General features: G+C 62.7%; 28 protein-coding genes. 9 read left to right on the top strand and 19 right to left on the bottom strand.

The annotated features are described in order from the left end of the window. Positions 1-106: 106 nt before the first annotated feature. The 4 genes from LSG43_RS11375 to LSG43_RS11360 all read left to right on the top strand — a co-directional run bounded on the left by LSG43_RS11375 (position 107) and on the right by LSG43_RS11360 (position 2,725). Entirely contained in the window at positions 107-757 is a 651-nt protein-coding gene (locus LSG43_RS11375) for a DsbA family oxidoreductase (RefSeq protein WP_231804177.1), read from the top strand. After that, positions 754-1,236, top strand: a complete 483-nt coding sequence (locus LSG43_RS11370; protein WP_231804175.1) for a phosphatase domain-containing protein — start codon at positions 754-756, stop codon at positions 1,234-1,236. Before LSG43_RS11375 ends, LSG43_RS11370 begins: the two co-directional genes overlap by 4 nt. 59 nt (positions 1,237-1,295) lie before the next feature. After that, positions 1,296-2,093 (top strand): alpha/beta hydrolase, encoded by a 798-nt coding sequence (locus tag LSG43_RS11365; RefSeq protein WP_231804173.1) that lies wholly within the window; start codon positions 1,296-1,298, stop codon positions 2,091-2,093. Between the two features lie 284 nt (positions 2,094-2,377). Continuing rightward, a complete protein-coding gene (locus LSG43_RS11360; protein WP_231804171.1) occupies positions 2,378-2,725 on the top strand; it encodes a YciI family protein in 348 nt (115 codons plus the stop codon). 83 nt (positions 2,726-2,808) lie between these two features. Here LSG43_RS11360 and rpsU read toward each other — a convergent pair whose 3' ends face one another. The 3 genes from rpsU to purE form a co-directional block, all read right to left on the bottom strand. Then, positions 2,809-3,039 carry a 30S ribosomal protein S21 gene (rpsU, locus tag LSG43_RS11355; RefSeq protein ID WP_231804169.1) on the bottom strand — a complete coding sequence of 77 codons (231 nt, stop codon included), beginning with the start codon at positions 3,037-3,039 and terminating at the stop codon, positions 2,809-2,811. Between the two features lie 153 nt (positions 3,040-3,192). Beyond that, positions 3,193-4,281, bottom strand: a complete 1,089-nt coding sequence (locus LSG43_RS11350) for a 5-(carboxyamino)imidazole ribonucleotide synthase (RefSeq protein ID WP_231804167.1) — start codon at positions 4,279-4,281, stop codon at positions 3,193-3,195. Then, positions 4,274-4,738: a 5-(carboxyamino)imidazole ribonucleotide mutase gene (purE, locus tag LSG43_RS11345; RefSeq protein WP_231804677.1), complete on the bottom strand. Its 465-nt coding sequence runs from the start codon at positions 4,736-4,738 to the stop codon at positions 4,274-4,276. The genes LSG43_RS11350 and purE overlap by 8 nt, the downstream gene beginning before the upstream one ends. A 208-nt stretch (positions 4,739-4,946) precedes the next feature. Between purE and LSG43_RS11340 the strand changes: the two genes are divergently transcribed. Next, on the top strand, positions 4,947-7,208 hold the full coding sequence (locus LSG43_RS11340) for an AI-2E family transporter (RefSeq protein ID WP_231804165.1): 2,262 nt from the start codon (positions 4,947-4,949) through the stop codon (positions 7,206-7,208). Between the two features lie 4 nt (positions 7,209-7,212). Here the strand turns inward: LSG43_RS11340 and LSG43_RS11335 are convergent, their stop codons facing one another. After that, positions 7,213-8,025, bottom strand: coding sequence for a siderophore-interacting protein (locus LSG43_RS11335; protein WP_231804163.1), 813 nt, complete (start codon positions 8,023-8,025; stop codon positions 7,213-7,215). 73 nt (positions 8,026-8,098) lie between these two features. After that, positions 8,099-8,314, bottom strand: coding sequence for a YdcH family protein (locus LSG43_RS11330; RefSeq protein ID WP_231804161.1), 216 nt, complete (start codon positions 8,312-8,314; stop codon positions 8,099-8,101). A gap of 146 nt (positions 8,315-8,460) precedes the next feature. On the opposite strand from LSG43_RS11330, the gene LSG43_RS11325 reads away from it, so the two are divergent. Continuing rightward, the gene (locus LSG43_RS11325; RefSeq protein WP_231804159.1) at positions 8,461-8,640 is read left to right on the top strand and encodes a YdcH family protein; all 180 of its coding nucleotides are present in this window, start codon (positions 8,461-8,463) and stop codon (positions 8,638-8,640) included. Between the two features lie 77 nt (positions 8,641-8,717). Here LSG43_RS11325 and LSG43_RS11320 read toward each other — a convergent pair whose 3' ends face one another. The 3 genes from LSG43_RS11320 to LSG43_RS11310 form a co-directional block, all read right to left on the bottom strand. After that, positions 8,718-9,476 (bottom strand): sulfite exporter TauE/SafE family protein, encoded by a 759-nt coding sequence (locus LSG43_RS11320; protein ID WP_231804157.1) that lies wholly within the window; start codon positions 9,474-9,476, stop codon positions 8,718-8,720. Between the two features lie 140 nt (positions 9,477-9,616). After that, entirely contained in the window at positions 9,617-10,357 is a 741-nt protein-coding gene (locus LSG43_RS11315) for a DUF1013 domain-containing protein (RefSeq protein WP_231804155.1), read from the bottom strand. Positions 10,358-10,475: 118 nt separating this feature from the next. After that, positions 10,476-11,489, bottom strand: a complete 1,014-nt coding sequence (locus LSG43_RS11310; RefSeq protein ID WP_231804153.1) for an NAD(P)H-quinone oxidoreductase — start codon at positions 11,487-11,489, stop codon at positions 10,476-10,478. A gap of 66 nt (positions 11,490-11,555) precedes the next feature. On the opposite strand from LSG43_RS11310, the gene LSG43_RS11305 reads away from it, so the two are divergent. Further along, positions 11,556-11,738 carry a DUF1192 domain-containing protein gene (locus tag LSG43_RS11305; protein ID WP_231804151.1) on the top strand — a complete coding sequence of 61 codons (183 nt, stop codon included), beginning with the start codon at positions 11,556-11,558 and terminating at the stop codon, positions 11,736-11,738. Between the two features lie 415 nt (positions 11,739-12,153). Further along, positions 12,154-12,624: a protease adaptor protein RcdA gene (rcdA, locus tag LSG43_RS11300; protein WP_255714227.1), complete on the top strand. Its 471-nt coding sequence runs from the start codon at positions 12,154-12,156 to the stop codon at positions 12,622-12,624. A gap of 81 nt (positions 12,625-12,705) precedes the next feature. Here the strand turns inward: rcdA and rpmE are convergent, their stop codons facing one another. Then, a complete protein-coding gene (gene rpmE, locus LSG43_RS11295) occupies positions 12,706-12,930 on the bottom strand; it encodes a 50S ribosomal protein L31 (RefSeq protein WP_231804147.1) in 225 nt (74 codons plus the stop codon). Between the two features lie 196 nt (positions 12,931-13,126). On the opposite strand from rpmE, the gene LSG43_RS11290 reads away from it, so the two are divergent. Then, positions 13,127-14,968: an ABC transporter transmembrane domain-containing protein gene (locus LSG43_RS11290; protein ID WP_231804145.1), complete on the top strand. Its 1,842-nt coding sequence runs from the start codon at positions 13,127-13,129 to the stop codon at positions 14,966-14,968. An 18-nt stretch (positions 14,969-14,986) separates the two neighbouring features. Here the strand turns inward: LSG43_RS11290 and LSG43_RS11285 are convergent, their stop codons facing one another. From LSG43_RS11285 to tkt, 10 genes are all read right to left on the bottom strand, one after another. Continuing rightward, positions 14,987-16,012: a peptidoglycan -binding protein gene (locus LSG43_RS11285; RefSeq protein WP_231804143.1), complete on the bottom strand. Its 1,026-nt coding sequence runs from the start codon at positions 16,010-16,012 to the stop codon at positions 14,987-14,989. Positions 16,013-16,024: 12 nt separating this feature from the next. Next, positions 16,025-17,026 (bottom strand): flagellar motor protein MotA, encoded by a 1,002-nt coding sequence (locus LSG43_RS11280; RefSeq protein WP_231804141.1) that lies wholly within the window; start codon positions 17,024-17,026, stop codon positions 16,025-16,027. 122 nt (positions 17,027-17,148) lie between these two features. Further along, positions 17,149-17,940 (bottom strand): inositol monophosphatase family protein, encoded by a 792-nt coding sequence (locus LSG43_RS11275; RefSeq protein ID WP_231804139.1) that lies wholly within the window; start codon positions 17,938-17,940, stop codon positions 17,149-17,151. 38 nt (positions 17,941-17,978) lie between these two features. Next, the gene (gene efp / locus LSG43_RS11270) at positions 17,979-18,542 is read right to left on the bottom strand and encodes an elongation factor P (protein WP_231804137.1); all 564 of its coding nucleotides are present in this window, start codon (positions 18,540-18,542) and stop codon (positions 17,979-17,981) included. Positions 18,543-18,657: 115 nt separating this feature from the next. After that, positions 18,658-19,692, bottom strand: coding sequence for a tetratricopeptide repeat protein (locus LSG43_RS11265; protein WP_231804135.1), 1,035 nt, complete (start codon positions 19,690-19,692; stop codon positions 18,658-18,660). Further along, the gene (locus tag LSG43_RS11260; protein ID WP_231804133.1) at positions 19,689-20,264 is read right to left on the bottom strand and encodes a thiamine phosphate synthase; all 576 of its coding nucleotides are present in this window, start codon (positions 20,262-20,264) and stop codon (positions 19,689-19,691) included. Before LSG43_RS11260 ends, LSG43_RS11265 begins: the two co-directional genes overlap by 4 nt. A 107-nt stretch (positions 20,265-20,371) precedes the next feature. After that, positions 20,372-21,394 (bottom strand): class I fructose-bisphosphate aldolase, encoded by a 1,023-nt coding sequence (locus tag LSG43_RS11255; RefSeq protein WP_231804131.1) that lies wholly within the window; start codon positions 21,392-21,394, stop codon positions 20,372-20,374. A gap of 172 nt (positions 21,395-21,566) precedes the next feature. Then, positions 21,567-22,769, bottom strand: coding sequence for a phosphoglycerate kinase (locus tag LSG43_RS11250; RefSeq protein ID WP_231804129.1), 1,203 nt, complete (start codon positions 22,767-22,769; stop codon positions 21,567-21,569). 154 nt (positions 22,770-22,923) lie between these two features. Next, complete coding sequence (gene gap / locus LSG43_RS11245; RefSeq protein ID WP_231804127.1) at positions 22,924-23,931, bottom strand: type I glyceraldehyde-3-phosphate dehydrogenase; 1,008 nt, start codon at positions 23,929-23,931, stop codon at positions 22,924-22,926. A 55-nt stretch (positions 23,932-23,986) separates the two neighbouring features. Next, positions 23,987-25,966, bottom strand: coding sequence for a transketolase (tkt, locus tag LSG43_RS11240; protein WP_231804125.1), 1,980 nt, complete (start codon positions 25,964-25,966; stop codon positions 23,987-23,989). Positions 25,967-26,132 lie beyond the last annotated feature (166 nt).

Here is a 26,132-nt window from a genome sequence, read left to right as displayed (position 1 = left end):
GAGGGCCCGCAGTTAGCGGGCCCTTTTTTGTTCCGGTTACACGAGTGTTCGTACTTGTTCCGCATCCGTTCGGTCGCGATATTGAGCGCGAACGAAAGGACTTTTCATGACCGACACCATTCGCATCGACCTTTTCACCGACGTCATTTGCCCCTGGTGCCTTGTGGGTACGGCGCGGCTCGACGAGGCGATTGCCGCGCTGGGTAACGGCGTTACGGTCGAAGTGACGCATCATCCCTTCCTGCTCGATCCCAATATTCCCGAGGAAGGGGAGAACACAAAGGATCGGCTGCGGGCCAAGTACGGGAGCGATCCCGAGCCGATGCAGGCGCGGGTTGAGGCGATGGCGCGCGAAGCAGGCGTGCCGCTCGATATTTCGCTGCAGCCGATGAGCTACCCCACAATTGCCTGCCACACGCTCATCCGAGCGGCGTCGCCCGAGCATCAATACCCGCTCGCCAAGGCGTTCGCGGCGGCGTACTTCCTCGAGGGCAAGAATATCACCGACAGGGAACTGCTTGCTGGCATCGCCGTGGAACACGGATTTACCCGCGAGGCCGCGCTGGCGCTGCTCGCCGACGAGAGCGAGGCCCGGACCACACAGGCCATGGCGCTTTCGGCCAGCCAGCAGGGCATCAACGGCGTGCCGTTTTTCATCTTCAACAACAAATTCGCGCTTTCGGGAGCACAGCCGGCAGAGGTGTTTACGCGGGCGTTCCGGATCGCAACGGGCGAGGAGGCGTTGCCGCAGCAATGAGTTTTTCGATCTGGCAGGTCGATCTGTCCAATGGCGGGTGCGTCGGTATGTGCCGTCTGCCTGGGGCGACTGGCACGTTGAATGCCGATCTCGACGTGATCTTCGACTGGCGACCCGATGTCGTGGTGTCCCTCACTGGCGAAGACGAGATGGCCGCCGCCGGGGCTGGCGCGCTCGGTGCACGGCTGATTGCCGGTGGCATCGAGTGGATCCATTGGCCGATTGTCGACTATGGCGAACCGGCGGGCGAGGGCGCGAACCGGTGGCCGGCGATACGCGAACGCCTGATCGGACAACTTGGGGACGGCAAGGCTGTGCTCGTCCATTGCCGGGGTGGTCAGGGCCGGTCCGGTATGCTTGCCTTGCGGCTGCTCGTTGAAATGGGCTGGGCGCCCGATCAGGCGCTTGCTGCGCTGCGCGAGGGGGTCCCCGGAGCAGTCGAGAGCCGTGAGCAGATGCGGTGGGCGACGGAGCTGTAGCGATGTACCGCGCCGTGCGGTAGAAACGACCCAATCAAGAACACCGGGGTTCGCCGCTCATGCTCAAGAAGATCGTCATCGTTCTGGTGGTCGTTATCGCCATCGTCTATGGCGTCGCGCTGGGGTATCTCTATCTCAATCAACGCGCGTTTTTCTTTTCCCCTGCTGGCGATGTCATCGAGATAGCCGACACCGCGTTTTCCGGAGAGGTTGTGAGCATCCCGACCGAGAACGGGCAAAGCCTCACAGGCTGGTATTCCCCCGGGGAAGACGGCATGCCGACGATCCTCTATTACAAGGGAAATTCAGGCAGCTTTACCTCCGAGCACGAGCGATACGCGGCGTTTTCCGGGGCGGGCTACGGTGTTCTTGCGTTCGACTATCGCGGGTTTCCGACGTCCCCCGGGGAGATTACGCAGGACAATATGCTTGCCGACGCTCTCGCTGCCTTTGACTGGCTGGACGAACGCACGGACGACATCCTGATCTGGGGCCGGTCGCTGGGCGCATCGCCCGCCGTTTGGGTCGCGAGCCAGCGGGACGCGGAGGCGGTGCTTTTGGAAACGCCGTTCTATTCGGCGGTCAATGTCGCATCCGAGCGCTACCCCTATGTGCCGGTGGGGCTTTTGATGTTCGACCAGTTCCCGTCGAACGAATGGATCGGGGATGTCGAGGAGCCGGTTTTTGTGGCGCACGGGACCGCGGATGCCACCATTTCGGTCTCGAATGCCGAACGGCTTTATGCCGAGATACCCAACCCGGCCGATCTTTGGATCGAAGACGGCGCGGGGCACTCGGATTTGTGGCGACGGGGCATCTGGGACAGGGCGCAGGTGTTTTTCAACGGCGGTTCCTAGGGGGTCTGTATTGATGGATCAGACCAGAACCGCCAGGTCCTCGAACAAGTGGGACCCACGTGTTCCAGGAACACTCTAGTAGGGCCGTCCGTCCTTGCGAGTGAACGCCCAGTTGCCGTCGCGGTTCAGCACAGCCTTGGTGAAGCCCGGTGCGCTGGGGATGTCGAAGCCGGCGTTTAACGTGGCAGACATGTAAACGGGCCCTGGATGCGATAATGTGTCGTTCCGCGAGGATATCGCGAACTGGCGGCGATCTCCGAGAGGCGGATCATGGGAGGGACGATATGGCGAAATATATGGGACTATATATGGGCACAGTGCCCGAAAAGCCTGCCGAAGGCGCACGCTCGGACGAAGGCAGGGAGATGATGGCCAGGGGTATGGCCGCCTGGGGCGAATGGGGCGAACGCTATAAGAGCGTCATTGTCGATGCCGGCGGGCCCATGGGGAAAACCCGGAAGGTTTCGAGCGCAGGGATCGCGCCGTTCAAGAACATGCTGACCGGCTACGTGATCGTCGAGGCGGACAGTCTCGATGCGGCGGCGAAGATCTTCGAGGATCATCCGCATTTCACGATCTTCCCCGGCGACAGCGTCGAGGTGGTCGAAATTTTCGATATGCCGGAGATGTAAGCACAGCAAAACGCCGCCCCGACGGGACGGCGTTTCAAGCAAAAGCGTTCTTTTTCTGTCGAGAAAGAAGTGGCTTCGCGGGATTAGCGACGGCCGGCCGTGAGACCAGCTTCGCGCTGCGCGCGCTTACGAGCCAGCTTGCGGGCCCGGCGGATCGCCTCGGCCTTCTGGCGAGCCTTCTTTTCGGAAGGCTTTTCGTAATAGTTGCGCAGCTTCATCTCGCGGAAGACGCCTTCGCGCTGCAACTTCTTCTTGAGCGCCCGGAGCGCCTGATCGACATTGTTATCGCGAACGACTACTTGCACGCGGAACACCGCCCTTTCAAATAATCTACAAGGTTAAATGGGAAACGTCGGGACCAAACGATCTCGGCGCCGACCGGCACATGCCAGTCACCGTTGGGGGCGGTATCTAACAGATGAGTCGGGTATTGTCCACCTGTTTGCCGCAATAGGCCTGTTCCGGCGTCATTTTTTCGGCGTCACGCGGTTGACATGCCCCATCTTGCGCCCAGGGCGGGCCTCGGTTTTGCCATAGACATGCGGTTGCGCGGCTGGGGCGAGCGTTTCGGCGACGGCGTGGATTTCATCGCCGATAAGATTTTCCATCACGACATCGGCGAAACGCGTCGTATCGCCCAGGGGCCAGCCGCAAATTGCGCGGATGTGGTTTTCGAACTGGTCTGTGACGCAGACGGCCTGGGTCCAGTGCCCGGAATTGTGCACGCGCGGGGCGATTTCGTTGACAAGAAGCGTGGACCGGCCACCGTTTTCGACAACGAAAAACTCGACGCCCATGACGCCGACATAACCGAGGGCCGCTGCGATGGTCTTCGCTGCATCGGCGGCGGCCCGTGCGGTGGCGGCGTCGAGCGCGGCCGGCAGGGTGCTGGTTTTCAGGATGTGGTTTTTGTGCACGTTTTCGGCGACGTCATAAGTGACGCATGATCCGTCTTTGCCGCGCGCAACGATGACGGAGACCTCGCGCTCGAACGGAATGAACGCCTCGAGAACGAGGTCGACGCCGCCGATTTCTGCAAAAGCCGGGTCCGCGTCTGCGGGCGTGCGGAGGATGCGCTGGCCCTTGCCATCATATCCCAGGCGTGTGGTCTTCAATACCGCCGGAAGGCCGACTTCGGCGATCGCCGCGTCCAGGCTTTCGCGGGTGGTAACCGCTTTGTGGGGCGCGACGGGGACGCCCGCTCCGGTCAGGAAGGCCTTTTCGGCGAGCCGGTCCTGGGAGACTGCGAGGGCTTTGGGGCCGGGGAAGACCGGAACATGCTTTTCGAGCGCCGCGGCCGTTCCGAGCGGGACGTTTTCGAATTCGTAGGTCACGACGTCGACCTCGCGCGCGAAGGCTTCGAGCGCGGCCTCGTCGTCATAGGATGCCACCGTCTTGTGCGGGGTCACCTCGAAGGCGGGGCTTTCGGTGTCGGGGCAGAAAATGTGCGTGCGCATGCCCAGCTGGCTCGCGGCGAGCGAGAGCATGCGGCCGAGCTGCCCGCCGCCCAGGATGCCGATGCGGGTGCCGGGAGGAAGCGGGGAAAGGTCAGTCATCGTCCTTGGGAAACTCCGGAACGGCGTCGGACTGCGATTGGCGCCAGTCGGCGAGGCGGTCGGCAAGGTCTTCGTCCGAAAGAGAGAGGACCGAGGCGGCCAGCAGCGCGGCGTTGATGGCGCCGGGTTTGCCGATGGCCAATGTACCGACGGGCACTCCTCCGGGCATCTGAACGATGGAGAGCAGGCTGTCCTCGCCGCGGAGCGCCTTGCTTTCGACCGGGACGCCGAAGACCGGCAGCGTCGTCATCGCGGCGATCATACCGGGAAGGTGCGCGGCGCCGCCGGCGCCGGCGATGATCACCTTGAAGCCCTCTTCGCGCGCGGTGGTTGCAAAGTCGACCATACGTAGTGGCGTTCTGTGTGCCGAGACAATCCGCGCCTCATAGTCGATCTTGAGCGCATCGAGCATCTCGGCGGCAAAGCGCATTGTGGGCCAGTCGGACTGGCTGCCCATAACGATGGCGATCGGCGGCGATAACGGCACGGCCTCTTCCCCTTTTGAGCCTAAAGCGTGGCTGTAGCCGATAAGAGGCGGAGCATCAAGCGCGGCTCACCCGCGTGGCGGGCAGGCGAACAGCATAGCCCAAGTCGGCTACAGGAACGAAAGTCCGATCTGCGGCGTTTGGATAAGGCAGGCCGGGGGGCTTGCCGAGGATTAGTCAATGGACACAAGCAAGCCGGCAGCGCCGCATGCGATGCCGCCGAGCGGTCGCACACTGATCGCCATACTGACGTTCATATCGATCGTTGCCGTGCTCTATCTGGGGCGCGGCATTCTCGTTCCGCTGGTGTTCGCTGTGCTCCTGGCCTTTGCCCTGGGCCCGGTCGTCAACGCACTGCGGTATATGCGCCTCCCCCATGTCCCTGCGGTGCTCACGGCGGTCGCGTTCGCGATTCTCATCATCTCGGGCATCGCTTATATGGCCTCCGCGCAGTTCCTCAGCCTCGCCGCCGAACTGCCCCGATACCAGGCCACGATCGGCGAAAAGCTGCGCATGGCCCAGGAGACCCTCGGCGGTGGTCGGGTTCTGGATCGCCTCATTTCGACGATCGAGCAGGTTGGCGCGCAGGTGCGCGAGGAGTCGCAGCCGCTCACGACCGAGGAAGGGCAGCCAATACCGGTGGTCATCTCCGGAGATGGGGCGAGTCCTCTCGAGATGGCGCAATCGGTCGTCCTCTCGATAATCGGACCGCTCACCTCGGTGCTTATCGTTACGATCTTCCTCATATTCCTGCTGCTCGAACGCGAGGAACTGCGCGACCGGTTCCTGAAGATCGTCAGCCGTGGCGATCTGCGCTCGAGCACCGAGGCGATGAACGAGGCGAGCGAGCGCGTGGGAAGATTTCTCCTGGCGCAGTTCGGCGTCAATGTCGGCTATGGCGCGGCATTCGGGCTGGGACTGTTTTTAATTGGCGTTCCCAACGCGGTCCTCTGGGGACTGCTGGCGATGATCTTCCGCTACATTCCCTTCGTCGGAACCCTCATCGTCGCGACCCTGCCAGCGCTGCTTTCGATGGCCGTGGATCCGGGATGGTCCATGCTGATCGGGGTGGTGGGAATTTACCTGCTGCTGGAGGTCATCTCCAACAATGCGATCGAGCCGCACCTTTACGGCAACAGCACCGGGCTGACACCGCTTGCGGTCCTGCTCGCGGCGATGTTCTGGGCCACGATCTGGGGACCTATCGGGCTTATCGTCGCCATGCCGCTGACCGTGTGCATACTGGTGATGGCGCGTTATGTTCCCCATCTGGGGTTCATCGAAACCCTGCTGGGCAGCGCGCCCGTGCTGCTGCCGCAGGAGCGGTTCTACCAACGGTTGATTTCCGGCAACAGCGACGAGGCCGTCGAGGTTGCCGAGCGGGCGAGCGCCGGCACCGACATTGCCGCGTTCTACGACGAAGTCGCGCTGCCGGCACTCAGGCTGGCGCAGGCCGATATTGCCGCCGATCTGGCCAATGCAAGTTTTCGCCACAGGGTCATCGAAACGCTCGGAGACGTCGTGGACGACCTCTCGGCGGATGCGGATTTGCCCGAGCCTCAAACGCGGACGCCGGTCCTCGTTTTCGGCGGCAAGACCGAGCTCGATCAGGCTATCGCGCTTCTTGTCGCTGACCGCCTCGAAGCGCATGGCGTGCTTGCCAAGGTGATGCCACCGGTTGCGCTGCGGCGCGAAGGCGTGGCGCAAATCGATCTGGAGGGAACCGAGCTTGTGTGCCTGTGCTATCTCGGAGCCCGACCCGGCGTATATGCGCGGTATGCCGCACGGCGTTTGCGGCGGCAGAAGCCCGACCTCAAGGTAGTGGGCGGGTTCTTTCATGAGGACCAGCAGGACGAGGTCGCACGATCCGAGATGGGCGAACTCGATGCGGTGGTCCATGATGTGAGCTCGGCGCAGGCCGAAATCGGCCGGCTTCTGGGTGTTGGCAAGCGCGAAGCGGCAGCGCACGCAGCTGTGGAGGAACTGGCGGTGTCTGCCAAGGCGCTGACGTCCCGATTGGGAACGGTGGCGGAGGTCAACACGCTGCTGCGCGAACTCACCTCGGAGCTATCGGTAACGCTAGGACTCGTCACGTTCCTGCCCCCGGGGGGGATCGAGGATACGGCGGTCAGCCATGCCGAGCATCTGGCGATGCACGCAATCCGCCGGCCCGGTGCACTGCTCATCACGGACCTGCAACATTCGGAATTCGGGCACTTGCGCAGCGTCGTCGAAAGTGGCGTCCGCGCCTATGGCGGCGTGCCGATCGAAATGCCCCAGACGCGGCTGCGCGCGGTTCTCGCCGTTTTCGACCAGAACCCGAGGACGTTCACCGAGGATGAGCTCAGGGCGCTCTGGGCCTACGCCAAGCGCCTCGTTCCAATCCTTACCGACATCGTTGCGCGCGACGATACCGCGGCCAAGCAGGCGACCGCCGGTTGAGCGGTCAATGCGCGTGGCCGTCGTCGAAGTCTTCCGTACCTGCCTGCCAGTAGCCGGCGGCTTTGACCCAATCGGGGTTATGGCCGAGATTGTCGACAAGATAGGCGCGAACGGCTTTGCTCATCTGCGATTCCCCGGCAATGAACGCGTACCCTGCGCCCGAGGGTAGTGTCAGCGTCTTGACCGTGGAGAGAAGACGGTTCGCATCGCCCGGTTCGGCGCCCTCGCGGCTGAGCCAGTGGATCTGGGCATTCTCCGGTGCGCTGAGGGTCTGGATTTCGGCGTTGTCGGCGACCTCGATCACCGCGAGCACGGTGGTGTCTCGGGGCAATTCCTCGATACGGCGGGCGATGGCAGGCAATGCGGTTTCGTCGCCTACGAGCAGGTACCAGTCAAAGACGCCGCGAACGACGAAGGAGCCACGCGGGCCGCCCACGCCGATTGTGTCGCCGGGTCGGGCGCGCTCCGCCCAACTCGCGGCGGGGCATTCGCCATGCAATACGAAGTCGAGCGTCAGCGTTTTGGCCTCGTTGTCAAAAAAGCGCGGGGTGTAGTCGCGCGCCTCGGGGCGCATGCCGACAGGGAATTTGAGGCCGTTTTCGCCGCGTTCGGGGATCGGCAGTTCGGTTTGTCCGGGCTTGGGGAAGAACACCTTGCAGTGATCGTCATAGGCGAGCGAGGTGAACGTGGCGAAGTCGTCACAGGCGAGCGTGATGCGGACCATTTTCGGCGTGATGCGTTCGGTCTTGGTTACGGTGGCGACGCGGAATTTCAACTCGTGGCGTACGCGTTCGACAAATCGGGTGGGGGCGTTCATCGCGGGTCATCCTTTTGGCATCACATTGTGATGACGTAATAATGATGACTTGTGTTGTCAACTTAACGTGGGGTCACGCAATGATGTCGGGCAGCAGGATACGCTCGAGCTGGGTGATGCGGTCCTTTAATGAAAGCTTGCGCTTTTTGAGCCGCTGAATAAGCGTGACGTCGGCGATGCCGGAAGCCTGAAGGGTGTGGATGGCCGCGTCGAGGTCGGCATGTTCCTGGCGCTTGGTGGCAAGCTCCAGACCCAGACGCGCCTGTTGTTCCTTGTCGATCGGGAGCATCGTTTCCCGGCAAGCCTCCAGTTTTAGTAATGGATTAACCAATCCGGTCCGGTTTAATCCACAGCCCTTCTTGCCACAGATTTGCCATTGGACAAAGGCGCGAAAGTTTGTGACGATATTGTCGTCCAATGATGAAAGGAGTGACTATGACCTCACAGACTTACATCAGTTCTCTCGAGCGGCGGCATCAGGATTTGGAACGCAAGATCGAGCAGGAAATGCGCCACCCGGCGCGCGATGCGCTGCTGATTGCCGCACTCAAGCGCAAGAAGCTTGAACTCAAGGATCAGATGGCCCGCGCGCAGCAAGGGGTAACCACCCACTGATCCGGTTTTTGCGTTTTTAAACAAGTATCTGTGAGGCCACGGCGCGAGCTGCGGCCTTTTTTAATGCGCGCTCGTGCCTAGGCGAAAAAGCTGCCCGCGATCCCGTCATAGATGAGCTTTAGGGAGAGCAGGAAAATCAGGATATAGGCAATCCGGTAAAAGAGAGTCGTGTCGATACGACGGACGAGAAAGACGCCGACCAGCATGCCCCCGATGGCGACGGGCACGAGCACGGCAGAGGCCTGCATGTTGCTCACCGAGAGTTGTCCCAGAGTGAAGTAAGGGATCAGCTTGAGCGCGTTGACGACGGCGAAGAAGACCGCATTGGTGCCGGCAAAAATCGCGGGCGGCAGGCGGAGGGGCAGCATGTAGATCTGCACCGGCGGGCCGCCGGTGTGGCTCACAAAGCTCGTGAAGCCCGCGACTGCGCCCCAGAAGGTGCCCCAGCCACGCGATGGCGGCAGGCCCTCGAGCTTCTTTCGCAGCGGCAGCCATGCGTCGATCACAAACATCAGCGCAATGACACCGATCACCAGCCGGACGGCGGCTTCCGTGACGACGGCGGACAGCGCCCAGGCGATGGCTGTGCCGACGAGGGCGCCAGGGAGCAGGATCCAGAAGATTTTCCAGTCGACGTCGCGGCGGTACACATAGACGGCGATGGCGTCCATGATCAGCAGGAGCGGCAGCATCATGCCGGCGGCGTCGCGGGCGGGCATGACAAGCGTGAGCAGCGGAACGCCGACGACGCCGATGCTCGCCAAGAGGCCGGATTTGGCAAGGCCGACAAGGAAGACGGCCAGCACGGCGACGCTGAGGAAAACGGGATCGAACATCGGGCTCGGGAACTAAAATGTTTGGGCGGGTGGCGCCATAGCGCAATTTTGACGGGGCAAAGTCAATGCCCCGTAAGCAAGAAAAAAAAGCCCGGTGCTCAGCGCGGCCGGGCTTTCGACGTCGCCATACGGGCGGACGATCAGTCCTGGTCGTCTTTGTCGGTATCTTCGCCCTTCAAGGATTTCAGTTTGGCAAAGACCGACTCCGCCTCGTATTCGGTATCGTCCTCGGTGCTCATTGCGAGGCCTTCCTGGGCCGCGGATTCGTCATCCTCATAGCCTTCGGCCTGAGCCCGCGAGAGCGCCTCTTCGGCTGTCAGAAGCCGGGTGCCTTCGGGTTCCACTTCGGCGATGCCCGCGCTGCGGGCAGCCTTGCGGACTTCCATGTCGAGTTCGACCTGGCTGCACAGCCCGAGCGTGACGGGGTCCATCGCCGTAAGGTTGGCCGAGTTCCAGTGCGTGCCCTCGCGCACGGCCTCGATGGTCGACTTGGTGGTGCCCACGAGCCGCATGATCTGGGCGTCCTTGAGCTCGGGATGGTTGCGGACCAGCCACTTGATGGCGTTGGGGCGCTCGTGCCGTCGCGAGGTCGGGGTATAGCGCGGGCCCCGGCGTTTGGGGGCGGCAACCTTCACCTTGGGCTCGGAAATCCTGAGCTTGTAATTCTCGTCAGCCTCGCCCTTGACGATTTCCTCGCGGGTGAGCTGCCCGTTCTGAATAGGGCTCACGCCCTTGATGCCAGCCGCGACGTCGCCATCGGCGATGCCCTGAACCTCGAGCGGGTGCAGGGTGCAGAAATCGGCGATCTGCTTGAAAGTCAGCGCGGTGTTCTCGACGAGCCAGACGGCGGTCGCCTTGGGCATCAGCAATTGAGGGGCCATGATAAATTTCTCCTGAGCCGCGGCCCGGTCTTTCAGGGCCGCCCGCTTCGTCCAAATCGGGGAATGCGGGGAATTTCAGGGTCCTTATAGTCGGGGCGGGGGGCTGATGCAATGTTAATCATAATGCGGCGCCGAATTCCGTCACGAGGACGATCTTGCCGTAGTGGTCCGGCGCTTCCATCGCGCGGTGGGCGTCGGCCGCGCTCTCGAGCGGGAAGGAGCGTGTACGCGGGGGATAGATGCGCCCGTCGGCTATGGCGGGCCAGACCGTTTTCTCGAGTGCGGCCGCGTAGCGGGCTTTGTCCGCTGAAGACTTCGGGCGGAGTGTCGATCCGGAGACGGTCAGGGCTTTCATGAGGATGAGGCCCATATTGACCTCGGATGTCGCACCCTCGCGGATGGCCAGTTGAAGAATATGGCCCTCTCGGGCGGCGGCCTTGAGGTTGCGGTTGGTGTAGCTGCCTCCGACGATATCGATGACGATGTCCGCGCCCCTACCGCCGGTGAGTTCCCGGGTGCGTTCGACGAAGTCCTCGTCGCGGTAGTTGATCGTCGCACCGGCGCCCATCCTTCGTGCGTAGTCGGCTTTGGCGGCTGTTGAAACCGTAGCGATGGCCGTGCCGCCGAAGAGCCGGGTCATCTGGATCGCCGTTGCGCCGATGCCGCCTGCGCCACCGTGGACGAGCACCGTCTTGCCCTCGGCAAGGCCCGCGCGTTCGACCAGGGTTTGCTGGATGGTGAAGAAAGTTTCGGGGATGGCGGCGGCTTCGATCCAGCTCCAGTTTTCGGGCTTGGGCAGGACCTGGCCGGCCGGGACCGTGACGTATTCGGCATAGGCGCCGCCATTGGTCAGCGCGACGACGGCGTCGCCTGGCGCGAATGCGGTAACATCGTTACCCGCGGCCTCGATGACACCTGAAACTTCAAGGCCGGGGAGGGGCGAGGCGTCGGGCGGCGGGGCATAGCGGCCTTCGCGCTGGGAGATGTCGGGGCCGTTCACCCCGGCGGCCGCAATTCTGATCAGGACCTCGCCGGCTGCCGGGACCGGTCTTGCGACCTCGACCGGCCTCAGCACGTCCGGTCCGCCGGGCTCGTGAATCGCGATTGCGCGCATTGCGATGTGATTTGTCATGGACCCAGCAAAAGTTGAGCGGCACAATATTGCAAGTGGGAAAGATATCTGATGCGGAGAGTCGCCATGGATGATGAAGACAGGCCGAAGCCGCAGGCGCACGAGGTGGGGATGGTGCTCGATTCGCTTTCGGTCGACGAATTGCACGAGCGCGTCGCGATCCTCAAGGCCGAGATTGAGCGGTTGGAAAAGGCGATTGAAAACAAGACGCAGAGCCGGTCGGAAGCCGATTCGGTGTTCAAGTTCTAAACCACCGAGCCTCAGGCTCGTCGCACTTTCGGAACGAAATCAATGGCGGCCCGTTTGTTCATAATCCGTCAGGGTTAAAATTTTTCATCGCATTAAGCTAAAATTAACCGGACCGGTTTAGGGTTTGCTTATCCAGTTTTCGAACTGGGTCCTTCAGAGCGGTTCCTTCCCTCTGTTTGACGCCTCCCTGTTAACTTTCGAGAGCCGTTCGTTTGACGGCTCTTTTTTCTTTTTGGGGGGTGTTCTGGGGATATTAAGCGTAACCGAAGACCGGTTTGCGCGCGTTAATGACCTCTTTCCCCATTTGTGCCTAAGATAGCGGCCAGTTTTAAGTGTATTGCGTAGAACAAAGGACCCGGACGGCGTGGACGAGAAAAGCGCTCCCAAGCCTGAGGCGGTATCGCTCGCCTCGCGAATGATGAGTTCGGGCGGGTTCGACCTGCTCTATCGCGAGGGCATGAGTCTGATCGAAGAGGTTGCGGCCTATCTCGATGGCGACGGACGCGCCGAATCCGCGGCGCTCGACCGGGAAGCCTCATTTGTTTATGCGACCGAAAGCATGCGGCTGACGACCCGGCTGATGCAGCTGGCCTCGTGGCTATTGCTGCATCGCGCGGTCAACGAGGGCGAAATCAGTGCCGAGCAGGCGCTCGAGGAAAAGGCGAAGGTGAAATTCTCCGCTCTGCCGTCCGAGCGCGGCGGGCCGGGTTGGGACGATTTGCCCGAGCGGATGCGCGGCTACATCCAGAAGGGCGACCGGCTGTTCGCCCGCGTCGTCAAGTTCGACAAGATCGAACGCGGCGAGGAGGAGTTGCCTGCCGCCAATCCGCAGAACGGGGTTTCCGCACAGATCGACAGGCTCAAGCAGGCGTTCGGGCCCTCATAGGCGGCGTTATCTGCATTCCCGGCAAGAAAAAAAGCCCGGCGCGATGACCGGGCTTTCTTGCGTTTGCGGGTTCTACAGGGCTTACGAGCCCAGGATGCCCTTGAACTTTTCCTTGAAGCGCGAGACGCGGCCGCCGCGGTCCACAAGGCGGCCCGAGCCGCCAGTCCAGGCCGGGTGCGTCTTGGGGTCGATGTCGAGCCGAAGGGTGTCGCCCTCGCTGCCATAGGTGGAGCGGGTCTTGTATTCGGTGCCATCGGTCATCACGACGGTGATGAAGTGATAGTCGGGATGCAGATCTTTCTTCATGGTCGTTCGGCCCTAAATCAAACGGGCGCGCGCGGCGCCCGGACATAGTGTGTCTCAAAACTGTTGGCGGGCTTTTACAGAAAGATCGCATAAAGCGCAAGGGCGGCATTTGCGCCCATTCGGTTCTCTTTGGTTGCTCGCGCGGTCGTGACGCCCTATCTAAGCCCGGCATCAACGACAAAGCGACCCAAGGCCCATGTCGGATACGACCAAAGAGGCGGACAGCCCAACCGCCAAGGAACCTCCTCGCCTCAAGGCCGGTGCCAAGGCCACCTCCTTTGCGGCGCTGGGCCGGCTGGTGCCGTTCATTCTGCGCTATCCGGTGCGGGTGTTCTGGACGCTGGTGTTTCTGCTCGTCGCGGCAGTTGCATCGCTCTCGATCCCCGCGCTGGCGGGAGACTTCATCGACGAGGGCTTTATCACCCGCAATATCGAGGTGGTTTCGGGCTATGCGTGGGTGATCGTCATTATCGCCGCGGTCATGGCGGTCTCGGCGGGCGCACGGTACTACTTCATCTCCGTCATCGGTGAGCGGGTCATCACCGATTTGCGCAAGGCGGTCTTCGAGCACCTTCTGACGCTCGATGCGACGTTCTTCGACGTCAACCGGGTAGGCGAGTTGACCTCGCGGCTCAACGCGGACGTCGCGGTCATTCGCAACGCGATCGGCTCGTCCGCGTCGCTGTTCCTGCGCTCGGCCATCCTGATGGTCGGCGCGGTGGGAATGATGTTTCTCACCAATTTCCAGCTCGCGCTGGGGGTGATCGTCGTCATTCCCATCATCGTTCTGCCGCTCGTATATTTCGGCCGCCGGATGCGCAAGGCGTCCCGCCGCACGCAATCGACGCTGGCCGATATCTCGGCCATGGCGACAGAGACGCTCTCCTCGGTCAAAACCATCAAGTCGTTCGTGCAGGAGGGCGAGCAACGCCGCCTGTTCGGGACCTATTCCGAGGCCAGCTTCCGCGCCGAGATGGCGCGGCTTTTGACGCGCTCGTTCCTCATTGGCGCCGTGATGTTCGTCGGCACGACCGCTATGGTGGCGCTCGTCTGGTTGGGGAGCCAGGCAGTGTTCTCGGGCGCGGTGACGACGGGCGAGCTTGCCCAGTTCGGCATTTATGCCGTCGTCGCGACCGGATCGCTCACCAATATGAGTGATCTTTTCGGCACGCTCCAACAGGTGGCGGGGGCAACGGAGCGGCTGTTCGAGCTGCTGGATACCGAGCCGGGTCTCCCCGTCCGGCCCGATCCGGTGGCGATGCCCGAACCGCCTGTGGGGACGGTGGGGTTCGAGAATGTGGATTTCACCTATGTGACGCGCGACGATGCGCCGATCCTGCGCAATCTCAGCTTCACCGTGACACCGGGTCAGACCGTCGCGCTGGTTGGTGCATCGGGCGCAGGCAAAAGCACGGTCTTTGCCCTGCTGCAGCGGTTTTATGACGTGCGCGCGGGCAAGGTCACCATCGACGGTGTCGATGTGCGCGATGCCGAGCCGGGCGCGCTGCGCACGCGGCTTGCTTCTGTCGATCAGGAGCCTGTTATTTTTGCCGGCACCGTTGCGGAGAATATCCGGCTGGGCAAGCCGGATGCGACCGACGCGGAAATTGAGGCGGCGGCGAAGGCGGCGCTCGTGCATGAATTCGTTTCCGAGCTCGACGCGGGCTACGACACGATCGTCGGCGAGCGCGGAGTGATGCTGTCGGGCGGACAAAAGCAGCGCATCGCGATTGCGCGCGCGCTTTTGAAGGACGCCCCCATTCTGCTCCTCGACGAGGCTACCAGTGCGCTCGACGCGCAGAGCGAGCATCTGGTGCAAAAAGCGCTCGAACGGCTGATGGAGGGGCGCACGACCCTGGTCATTGCACACCGCCTGGCAACGATCCGCAACGCCGACCGCATACTCGTGCTGGAAAAGGGCGAACTCATCGACGAAGGCACGCATGACGAGCTCGTCGCCAAGGGCGGGCGGTATGCGGAATTGGCCAAGCTGCAGTTCCGGCTGGCGGAGGGGGAAGCGACGGCGGCGGTGGGATAGGCTCGCGCGCCTGGGGCCCTATCCCTCAGTGAGCTTGAACTCGATACGCCGGTTGCGCCGGTAAGCCTCGTCTGTATCGGCGGGGTCGAGCGGGGCGAATTCGCCGAAGCCTGCCGCGACCAGACGGTTGGGTGAAACGCCTTCCTCGACGAGCTGCTTGGCCACGGAAATGGCTCGGGCTGCAGAGAGCTCCCAGTTGGAGGGGAATTGCGGGGTCGAGATGGGGCGCCGGTCGGTATGGCCGTCGATGCGCAACACCCAGGGAATGTCCGGCGGGATCTGGTCTTCAAGCTCGAGGATGGCGTCGGCGAGGGCGGAGATCTGCTCACTCCCCTCCTCGGAGATCTGGGCCTGGCCGGCGTCGAACAACACTTCGGACTGGAAGACGAAACGGTCGCCGACGATTTCGACGTCGGAGCGGCCCTCGAGCGCTTCGCGCATGCGCCCGAAAAAATCCGAACGGTAACGGGAAAGGTCCTGCACGCGCTGGGCGAGGGCGATGTTGAGGCGGCGGCCAAGATCGGCAATCTGGGTTCGGCTTTCCACGTCGCGCTGCTCGGCGGCGTCGAGCGCCGCTTCGAGTGCGCCGATCTGTTGGCGCAGCGCGGCGAGTTGCTGGTTGAGGAGCGCAACCTGGGCTTCGGCCTCGCGGGTCAGTTCTTCCTCGGCGGCAAGCTCGGATTCCAGGCCGGCGATGCGGTCCTGGGCGTCGCCGAAGCCCGCGCCAATACCGGAAAGCTGCTGTTCGAGGCTGTCGCGTTCTTCGCGGGTGTTTTGCAGCGTTGCCGAAAGCGACGCGATCGTGAGCTCGAGGTCGTCGGCATTTGCGCGCTCGAGCTGGAGCAGTTCGGTCAGTTCGGCGATCTGCGCGTTGAGCCGCTGCATTGCCGTGTCTTGCCCCAGGATTTCCTGGTTGAGGAAAAACTGGGTGATCATGAAGATCGAGAGAAGAAAGATAATGACCAGCAGCAGGCTCGAGAGCGCGTCGACATAGCCCGGCCAGAAGCTGGGGCGTTCGGCTGCGCGGCTGCGGGCGAGTGCCATTGGCGGGTTTCCCTAGTGATGTCCGCCGCCTGAGCGGTCGGTGTCCTGCAAAAGCGTGTCGATGAGCTGCGAGAGGCGTTTGTTGACTTCGGTCTGCTCTGAAATGTGGGTGCGCAGGTCTTCCTGTTCGGCACGGATGTGTTTGACCAGTCCGTCGATCCCTTTTGCGAGTTCGGCCATGGCGCGGATGGCGTTCTGGGACGAGTTCTGAGATTGCATGGAGGCGCCGAGGCGTTCGAACATCTGCTGCATCTCGTTACCCGAGACACCGAAGTTATTGGCCTGCATTGTGGTCATGGGATGGTCGAGCTCGGTCATCGAGCTCATCCAGTCCTCGAGATCGGTGTAGAACGCATTCTGCGCCTGGCTCGCCTGGAGATCGAGAAAGCCCAGGATCAGCGAGCCGGAGAGACCGAACAGCGAAGAGGCGAAGGCGATCGACATGCCCCCTAGCGGCGCTTCGAGGCCTTCCTTCAAATTCCCGAAAATATTGGCGGTATCGCCGGACGTGACGTCGAGTCCCTGGATGACGCCCGAAACCGCGCCCACGGTCTGCAGCAGGCCGTAAAACGTTCCCAAAAGGCCGAGGAACACCAGAAGGCCGGTCAGGTAGCGCGAGGTGTCCTTGGCCTCGTCGAGGCGGATACCGACCGAATCGAGGATCGAGCGCATCGAGGCCGGGGTGATGACGGTTTCGCCCAGCCGGTCGCGCATGATGCCGGCAACCGGGGCGAGCAGCACCGGATTGCGGCGTGCAGGGTCCTGGCCGTCCTGGAGCGAATTGACCCAGTTGACCTCCGGGAAGAGCCGGATCACTTGCCGGAACGACAGCACGATACCCACAGCAAGAACGAACAAAATCATGCCGTTAATGAAGGGGTTGGCCCAGAACGCATCGAGCAGCTGCGGCAAGAGGATCACCGCCACCATCGCAACCAGCACGAGGAAGATGGTCATCTTGATCAGATAGACCGCCGGATTGGCGAGGTGGTAGGGGTCGTAATTCTGGCTCATTGCACCTGGCCTGCATTGCAGTGGGCACGCGCCAGTCCGGCCGACGCGTATTTTCGCGCCAGCTTAGTCAGACCACGGTGACCTGACAATGACTTGGTGAATGGTTTTCTTGCGCCGGAGGCTCAGCGAACCGATTGAATCGTCTTCAAAAGTGCCGCCTGGAGCGCCTCGTTGCCGGCGACAATCTCGCCCTTGTCGACCATATGCGCTCCGCCCGAGAAGTCCGAGGCAAAGCCGCCGGCTTCCTTGACCATCAGGAGCCCGGGAGCAACGTCCCAGGGGGCGAGACGGTCTTCCCAAAGCGCGTCGAAGCGCCCCGCGGCAAGCCAGGCGAGGTCGACCGAGATCGAGCCCGAGCGGCGAATCCCGGCGACCGCGGGAGTGACCGACGCGACCTGCCGCAGCGCGATGGCGTCTGTGGGCTTGCCGGTCAGCTTGATGCCGGTCGAGACGACCGCTTCGGCGAGGTGCTTGCGCGAGGCGACGCGCAGGCGGCGGTTGTTGTGCCAGGCGCCGTTGCCTTTCTCGGCGGTGTAGAGTTCGTCCATCACCGGGTTGTAGATCACCGAAGCGACGATCTCGCCATTCCGCTCGAGCGCGATGGCCGTGCAAAAAAGCGGGATGGCGTGCAGGAAGTTCGTGGTGCCGTCGAGCGGATCGATGATCCAGCGGTGCATCCCGTCCGTGCCCTTGACCTCGCCGCCTTCCTCCATGAGGAGCGAATAGGTGGGGCGCGCTTTCATCAACTCGCCCATGATCACCTTTTCAGCGCGCTTGTCGGCAACCGAGACGAAGTCCGCGGGCCCCTTGCGGGAAACCTGCAGGTTCTCCACCTCGCCGAAATCGCGGATGAGGCCTTTGCCGGCCTTGAGGGCGGCATTGACCATGATGTTCAAGAGCGCCGAGCGGGCCATGGACGGGGTTCCTACTGGATTTCGTGTTGGCGGGGTGCTTAATCCGCGCGGCGGATATAGGTCACTTCGCTGGTGTCGACGACGATCTTCTGGCCGGTCGAAACGAAGGGCGGGACCATGGTCTTGACGCCGTTTTCGAGGATCGCGGGCTTGAACGAGTTGGCCGCCGTCTGACCCTTTACGACCGGCTCGGTCTCGGTGACTTCAAGCGTCACCTGGGCGGGGAGCTGGATACCGAGGGGCTTTTCCTCGTACATTTCCACCGTCACCATCATGCCGTCCTGAAGGAAGGCGGCGCGGTCGCCGACGAAGTCAACGTCGAGTTCGATCTGGTCGTAGGTGTCGGTGTTCATGAACACCAGAGCGTCGCCCTGCTGATAAAGGTACTGGAAGTCCCTCTGTTCGAGCGTGACGCGCTCGACGGTTTCGGCCGAGCGGAAGCGTTCGTTGAGCTTGGTGCCTTCGACGATGGCCTTGAGTTCCACCTGGGCGTAGGCGCCGCCCTTGCCGGGTTTGACGTGGTCGACCTTGACCGCCACCCAGAGCTTGTCCTGGTGCATGATCACATTGCCCGGACGGATTTCGTTGCCGTTGATCTTCATATTTCGCTTGCGACTTTTGCTGGTCCGGCGGGGAGACTGTCCACGGCGGAGATGAGTGATGTCCTGTGCGCTGGCTTTTGCCCCAGATTGCGGGGATGTTCAAGTGCGCTCGGCGTCAGCTTTCGGCAGCGCCCGGACTTGAGGCCGGTCCATCGAAGCTTGGCGGGGCGGTTACCGCGGAACTTGCCGGCGGACGGCCGGGCCAGAAGCGGGCGCGTTCCTCGCCGGCGGCGATGACATCGGGGCTGATCCCGGCGATCATCTGTTCGAGCTGGGGTAGGGTGTGCCCCTGGGTGCGCGCGAGCGCGCGCCACATGGCGGCCTCCTCGGGATTGGCCTGGGGCAGGCCTTCGCCGGCGAGCAGCATGATCGCATAGCGTGCCTGGGCAACCGGATTGCCCAGTTCGGCCGCTGTGCGGTACCAGCCGGCGGCGGCCTCCGGATCGCGCTCACCACTGGCGCCGGTATAATACAGCGTTGCGAGCTCAATCTGAGCGGCGATGAGACCGGCTTCGGCGGCCTCGATGAGCAGATCCATGGCGCGGGCCGTGTCGGGAGCCACTCCGGCGCCCTCGAGCAGCATCACGGCGAAATCGTACTGCGCGTCGGGGTAGCCTGCCTCGGCGGCCTCGCCGATCAGCTCGGCGGCGCGGGTCAGGCTGGGCTCGACATACTCGCCCTCGACATAGAGCAGGCCGAGATTGTACTTGGCGGCGACGTGGCCGCCCTCGGCCGCGGCTTCGAAAAGCTCGGCGGCCCTGGCGCGGTCGCGCGCAATCCCGTCACCGACCTGGTAGATGATCGCAAGTTGAAAGCTGGCCTGGATGTCGCCATTCTCGTGGGCTCTGGTGTACCACTCGACAGCTTCCTCCATGTCGCGGGCAACACCGAGCCCGTTTGCATAAATCTCGGCGATCAGCGTCTGGGCGGCGGCATCGCCTTCCTCGGCCCGGGGCGTGGCGAGCTGGAGCGCTGTGAGATAGTAGCCACGCTGATAGGCGCCATAGGCCGCATCGACGCCCTCGGGCGCCGCGAGCAGCATGCGCGAGATTTCCAGGGCTTCATCCATTTGCGTTGGTTGTTGGGCGAGCGCAGGGGTGGCGGGCAGCGCGAGTGCCGCAACAAACGCCAGTGCCGTTCGCTTCTTCATGCGGCCAATCCCTTGATCGATTTGAGCTTTATCGGATCGTCCCAGTCCGGATCCGCAAGGGCGACGAATTCGGAGCCGATGGTGGCGAGTGCGGGATCGTCGTGCGCGCGAGCGCGGTAGACGCTGGGGATTTCGAACGTTTCGGCCCACCAGTTTGCCATCTCAACGCCGTCGGTATCGTTCCTGTCGCCGAACATCAGGTAGTCGATATCCATCTCCCCGCGCGTCATGGCCTCGTGGCGTGAGCCGATATCGCCGGTGCCGACGATAAAATCGGGCTTGAGATCGCCGATCGCCTCGGCGAGCGCCTTGATGCCACCTGTCATATGGACGCCATCGGCACCGAGCGCGCGGACGAGTTCGGGGCGGTTGTCGAGCAGGACCGCGCAGCCGGTCTGTTGTACGCGTGGCAGGATGTCCCGGACATGCCCGGCATAAGCTTCCGCATCGCGCGCGCCGGCGGGGATCAACAGCACGGCAGGGGTCACCGTTTCAAGCAGGTTTCCAAACTGCGCGCTCAGGGTCGCGGCGTCCTTGTCCGCGGCTGCGATAAGAAAGATTTCGTGTGTCATGGCGCCCCGAATATAAACGAGCGTCCCTTGCCTGCCAAAGGTGACAAAAAAGGGACGCTGTTTCGATACAGCGCCCCTTAATGCATGGGAAGTGTGGGGCCGGCTTTTTACGCGGCGTGATCGAGATCAGCCGCCCACTGGCCGAGCGAGGCGAGGGCGTTCATTTTGGCGCGGTGGATGAAAGCCTTGCGTGCGGCTTCGACGTTCTCGTGCTTGCCGCCCCAGGCCGACAGGGCTTCGGCCTGTAGCGCGCGGCCATAGGAGAAGGTCAGGCCCCAGGGCAGGTCGCCCAGATTGTGCATTGCGGAAAGGTTGGCGCTCGCCTGTTCGCATGTCTGGCCGCCCGAGAGAAAGGCGATGCCCGGGACAATCGCGGGTACGGTCGCCTTGAGGGTCCGCACGGTCCGTTCGGCCACTTCGGCGACACTGACCTTTTCGCCATTGATGCCGGGGATGACCATGTTGGGCTTCAATATCATGCCGTCGAGCGCGACGCCGGCGGTGCGGAGCTGTTCAAAGACTTCCGCAAGGGTCTCGGTGGTGACCTTCTCGCAGGTGTCGATGGTGTGATTGCCCGGGGCTCCGTCTGCGAGGACTTCGGGCTCGACGATGGGCACGATGCCCGCTTCCTGACAGAGCGCCGCGTAGCGCGCGAGCGCATGGGCGTTCGCGACGATGGACGCGCGGCTGGGCTTGTTTTCGCCAATTGCGATGACACCGCGCCATTTTGCGAAGGCGGCGCCGATCTGCGCGTATTCGGCGAGGCGTTCGCGCAGGCCGTCCAGACCCTCGGTCACGGTCTCGCCCTCGAACCCGGCGAGCGGCTTGGCGCCCATGTCGACCTTGATGCCGGGAAGGCAATTTGCAGCCTTGAGCATATCGACAAACGGCGTACCGTCAGCGGCGGACTGACGAAGCGTTTCGTCAAAGAGGATGACGCCGGAGATATACTGGCTCATGGCCTCGGTGGCGCCGAACAGCATTTCGCGGTAGTCGCGCCGCGTCGTCTCGGTCGATTCGAGACCGATCGTATTGAAGCGCTTCTTGATGGTGCCGGTGGATTCGTCGGCGGCGAGAATGCCCTTGCCCGGGGCTACAAGTTGGCGTGCTACGTCGCTGAGGCGAGACATGTCCGGATGCTTCCCCGTTGCCTGGAATGGAATGCGGCAAGAGAACCAAAAAGCGCGACAAAAATCGATTAGACGTTCGGTTATTGAACGAATGGCGGAGGAACGAAACGGGGGTGTTATGCGCCAGGCCGTCCCTCGACCTCTCCATTGTGCATGGCTTGTTGTTGCAAGCCTATTTCATCAGCGCATCGACACCCGGCAGGGGCTTGCCTTCCATCCATTCGAGGAACGCGCCGCCGGCGGTCGAAACGTAGGTGAATTTCTCTTTCACACCGGCATGGGCGAGTGCCGCGACCGTGTCGCCGCCACCGGCGATCGACACCAGTTGGCCCTTGCGGGTGCGTTCGGCGGCGTATTGGGCGATTTCAACCGTGGCCTTGTCGAAGGGGGGGATTTCAAAGGCGCCGAGAGGGCCGTTCCAGACGATGGTCTTGGCTTCGTTGAGTGCGGTCTTGATCTTTTCGACCGACTGCGGGCCGGCGTCGAGCACCATGCCGTCCTTGTCGATGGAGTCCAGCCCGTAGGTGCGCGAGGGGGTATTGGCCTCAAAGTGCCACCCGACGACGCCGTCGATGGGCAGGATGATGGCGCAATGGCTGTCTTCGGCCTTATCCATGATGCGTAGCGCCGTGTCCTTGAGATCGCGTTCGCACAGCGATTTGCCGACATCGTAGCCAAGCGCGTAGATGAAGGTGTTGGCCATGCCGCCGCCGATCACCAGCGCTTCGACCTTTTCGACGAGGTTTTCCAAAAGGTCGATTTTGGTCGAGACCTTGGCGCCGCCGACAATCGCGATGACCGGCTTTTGCGGATTGCCCAGCCCCGCTTCGAGTGCGTCGAGTTCGGCCTGCATTGCTCGGCCAGCGGCGGCGGGAAGCTTGTGGGCGATGCCGCTGGTCGAGGCGTGCGCGCGGTGGGCGGCGGAGAAAGCGTCGTTCACATAGACGTCGCCGAGCGAAGCCATGCGGTCGATGAGGTCGGGATCGTTGCCCTCCTCACCGGCGTGGAAGCGGGTGTTTTCGACAAGGACGATCGAGCCGGGCTCGGCCTTTTCGATCACCGCGGCGGCGGCGGAAACGTCCGTCCAGTCGGTTTCGGCGAAATGGACGGGCTTGCCCAGGACCTTTTCGAGCGCCGGTACGACGATCTTGAGGCTCATCTCGGGATTGACCTTGCCCTTGGGGCGGCCGAAATGCGCGAGCAGGACGGGCATGCCGCCCTTGTCGGCGATTTCGCGGATAGTGCGGGCAACGCGCTCAATGCGGGTGGTGTCGGTGACCTTGCCGTCGGCGACGGGCACGTTGAGATCGACGCGCAGGAGCACCCGTTTGCCGGAAAGGTCGAAATCGTCGAGGGTCTTGAAGCTCTTGGTCATCGCTCGCTCTCATTCCTGTTTGCCGGCCGAACCGAATTGGCTTTTTCGGGTAGCAGAAGGCAGCGGGAAGGAAAAGAGCATCGCGCATTGCGGCAACGAAAAAGGCCGCCTCGCTGAGGCGGCCTTTCCCAGATGTCCGGCTTTAAAAGCGCGCTTAGAGCGTCTTGCCCAGCGCCACGGCGGTGTCGGCCATGCGGTTGGAGAAGCCCCACTCGTTATCGTACCAGGAGAGGACCGAGACGAAGGTGCCGTCCATCACCTTGGTCTGGTCGAAGGCGACCGTCGAGGAATGCGGGTCGTGGTTCAAATCGATCGAAACGTTGGGGTGCAGGGTGTAGTTAAGCACGCCCTTGAGCTTGCCCTCGGCATAGGTCTTGACGATCTCGTTGATCTCCTGGGCCGTGGTGTCGCGCTTGGCGATGAACTTGAAATCGACGAGCGAGACGTTGGGGGTCGGCACGCGGATGGAGATGCCGTCGAGCTTGCCTTTCAATTCAGGCAGCACCAGACCGATGGCGCGCGCCGCGCCGGTCGAGGTCGGGATCTGGCTCATCGCCGCCGCGCGGGCGCGGTAGAGATCCTTGTGCATCGTGTCGAGCGTCGGCTGGTCGCCGGTATAGGAGTGGATGGTGGTCATCATCCCGCGCTCGATGCCGAATTCCTCGTTGAACACATAGGCGAGCGGCGCGAGGCAGTTCGTCGTGCACGAGGCGTTGGAGATCACCACGTGGTCCTTGGTGAGCTGGTCGTGGTTGATGCCGTAGACCACGGTAAGGTCGGCGCCGTCGCCCGGAGCCGAGATGATCACCTTCTTGGCGCCGGCCTTGATGTGAGCCGAGGCCTTTTCCTTCGAGGTGAAGATGCCGGTGCATTCGAGCACAATGTCGACGCCCATCTCGCCGTGCGGCAGCTCTTCGGGATTGCGGACGGCGGTCACCTTGATGGGGCCCGTGCCCACGTCGATCGTGTCGCCCTCGACCGTGACGGTGCCGGGGAACCTGCCGTGCACGCTGTCGAAGCGGATGAGGTGCGCATTGGTTTCGACCGGGCCGAGGTCGTTGATGGCCACCACTTCGATATCGGTCCGGCCCGATTCGACGATGGCGCGCAGAATGTTGCGGCCAATGCGGCCAAATCCGTTGATGGCGACGCGAACTGCCATGAGACGCTCCTTGAAGCTGTATTCAAAAGAAGGGAAGGCGCGAGAACGCGCCTTATTACAATTGTGCCTTCGCCGCTTCAACAACGGCTTGTGTCGTAATACCGAAGTGGGGGTAGAGGTCTTCGATCTTGCCCGATGCGCCGAAGCCGCTCATGCCGACGAACCGGCCGGTGGGGCCGAGAAATTTGTCCCAGCCCTGTTCGACGCCGGCCTCGATTGCTACGCGCGCCTTGGCATTGCCGAAAATGGAGCGCTTGTAGTCGTCGGGCTGCTCGGCGAACAGCTCGAAGCTGGGCACCGAGACCGCACGGGCCGAAATGCCCTCATTGGTCAGTTGCTTGGCCGCATCGAGCGCGAACTGGGTTTCCGAACCCGTGCCGAAGATGACGGCCTGCGCGTCCTTGTCGCCCCAGAGGGTATAAGCGCCGCGGGCGCTGAGATTTTCGCTCGAATATTCTGTGCGCAGCGCCGGCAGGCCCTGGCGCGAAAGTGCCAGGAGCGACGGGCCGGTCTGATGCTCGATGGCGAGTTCCCAGCATTCGGCGGCTTCCATCGCGTCAGCGGGGCGGAAGACACGAAGATTGGGGATGGCCCGTAGTGCGGCGAGGTGTTCGACCGGCTGGTGGGTGGGACCGTCTTCGCCAAGGCCGATCGAATCGTGGGTCATCACGAGGCCGATGCGGACGCCCATCAGGGCCGCGAGTCGGATCGAGGGGCGGCAATAGTCGGTGAAGCACATGAACGTGCCGCCGTAGGGGTAGAACCCGCCATGGAGCGCGATGCCGTTCATGGCAGCGACCATGCCGTGCTCGCGGATGCCGTAGTGGATATACCGCCCGGTGCGATCCTCGGTCGTGAACGCCTCGGTCTGGCTGGTCTTGGTGTTGTTCGAGCCGGTCAGGTCCGCCGAGCCGCCGAGGGTTTCCGGTACGACGCCGTTGATCACCTCGAGCGCATTCTGCGAAGACGCGCGGGTCGCCAGCTTGGGCTTTTCCTCGGCGAGCTGTTTTTTGTACTTTTCGAGCGCAGGCTTGAATTCGGCAGGCAGCGCGCCGCGCTGGCGGCGTTCGAACTCGGATTTGATCTCGCTGTCGGCGGCGTTGAGCCTGTCGGTCCAGGCCGAGCGCTCCTTGGTGCCGCGATTGCCCGCGAGGCGCCAGGCATCCATAATGTCTTCGGGGATTTCGAAGGGACCGTACTCCCACCCAAGTTGCGCCTTGGCCAGCGCGAGTTCCTCGTCGCCGAGTGCCGAGCCATGCACCTTATTGGTGCCAGCCTTGTTGGGCGAACCGAAGCCGATGGTCGTCTTTGCGTCGATCAGCGTGGGCTTGTCGGACTTCTGCGCCTCGGTGAGCGCCTTTTCGATTTCGTCGGGATTGTGGCCGTCGATTGCGATCGTATGCCAGCCTGACGCTTCGAACCGCTTGCGCTGGTCTGTCGAGTCCGCGAGGCCGACCTTCCCGTCAATGGTGATGTCGTTATTGTCCCAGATGACAATAAGCTTCTTGAGCTTCAGGTGCCCCGCAAGCGCAATCGCTTCCTGGGAAATGCCTTCCATCAGGCACCCGTCGCCGGCGTAAACATAGGTGTAGTGATTGACGAGGTCGGCGCCGAACTCGGCGCGCAGCTTGGCCTCGGCGATCGCCATGCCGACCGAGTTGCCCAGCCCCTGGCCCAGCGGGCCGGTGGTCGTTTCGATGCCTCCGGCGTGGCCGTATTCGGGGTGGCCTGCGGTCTTGTATCCGAGCTGGCGGAAGTTCTTGATGTCGTCGAGGCTCATATCCTCATAGCCGAGAAGATAGAGCAGCGAATAGAGCAGCATCGAGCCGTGTCCGGCCGACAGCACGAAGCGGTCCCGGTCTGGCCAATGCGGCGCCTTGGGGTCGAATTTCAAGAACTTGGTGAAGAGCACGGTGGCGATGTCGGCGCCGCCCATGGGCAGGCCCGGATGGCCCGAATTGGCAGCCTGCACCGCGTCCATCGAGAGGGCGCGAATGGCGTTGGCCATTGCGTCGTGTTTGGCTCTGTCTGTCATTAGGGATTCCCGGAATTTGACCTAGAAGAGAACGTCCACGCGCAAGCCGCCTGCCTCGGCCTTTTTGCGCTGGCGAGACACATAGCAGACCGTCTTGACGAGTCAATGTCGTGGGGATCGTGCCCCAAATCGCGCGGCCTTGCCAATTCCGCCATTTTTCAGGTTA

Source organism: Pelagibacterium xiamenense (assembly GCF_021166475.1).
Classification (GTDB): domain Bacteria; phylum Pseudomonadota; class Alphaproteobacteria; order Rhizobiales; family Devosiaceae; genus Pelagibacterium; species Pelagibacterium xiamenense.
The sequence above is the reverse complement of the archived record's forward strand: the minus strand, read 5'-3'. Positions and strand labels throughout refer to the sequence as shown.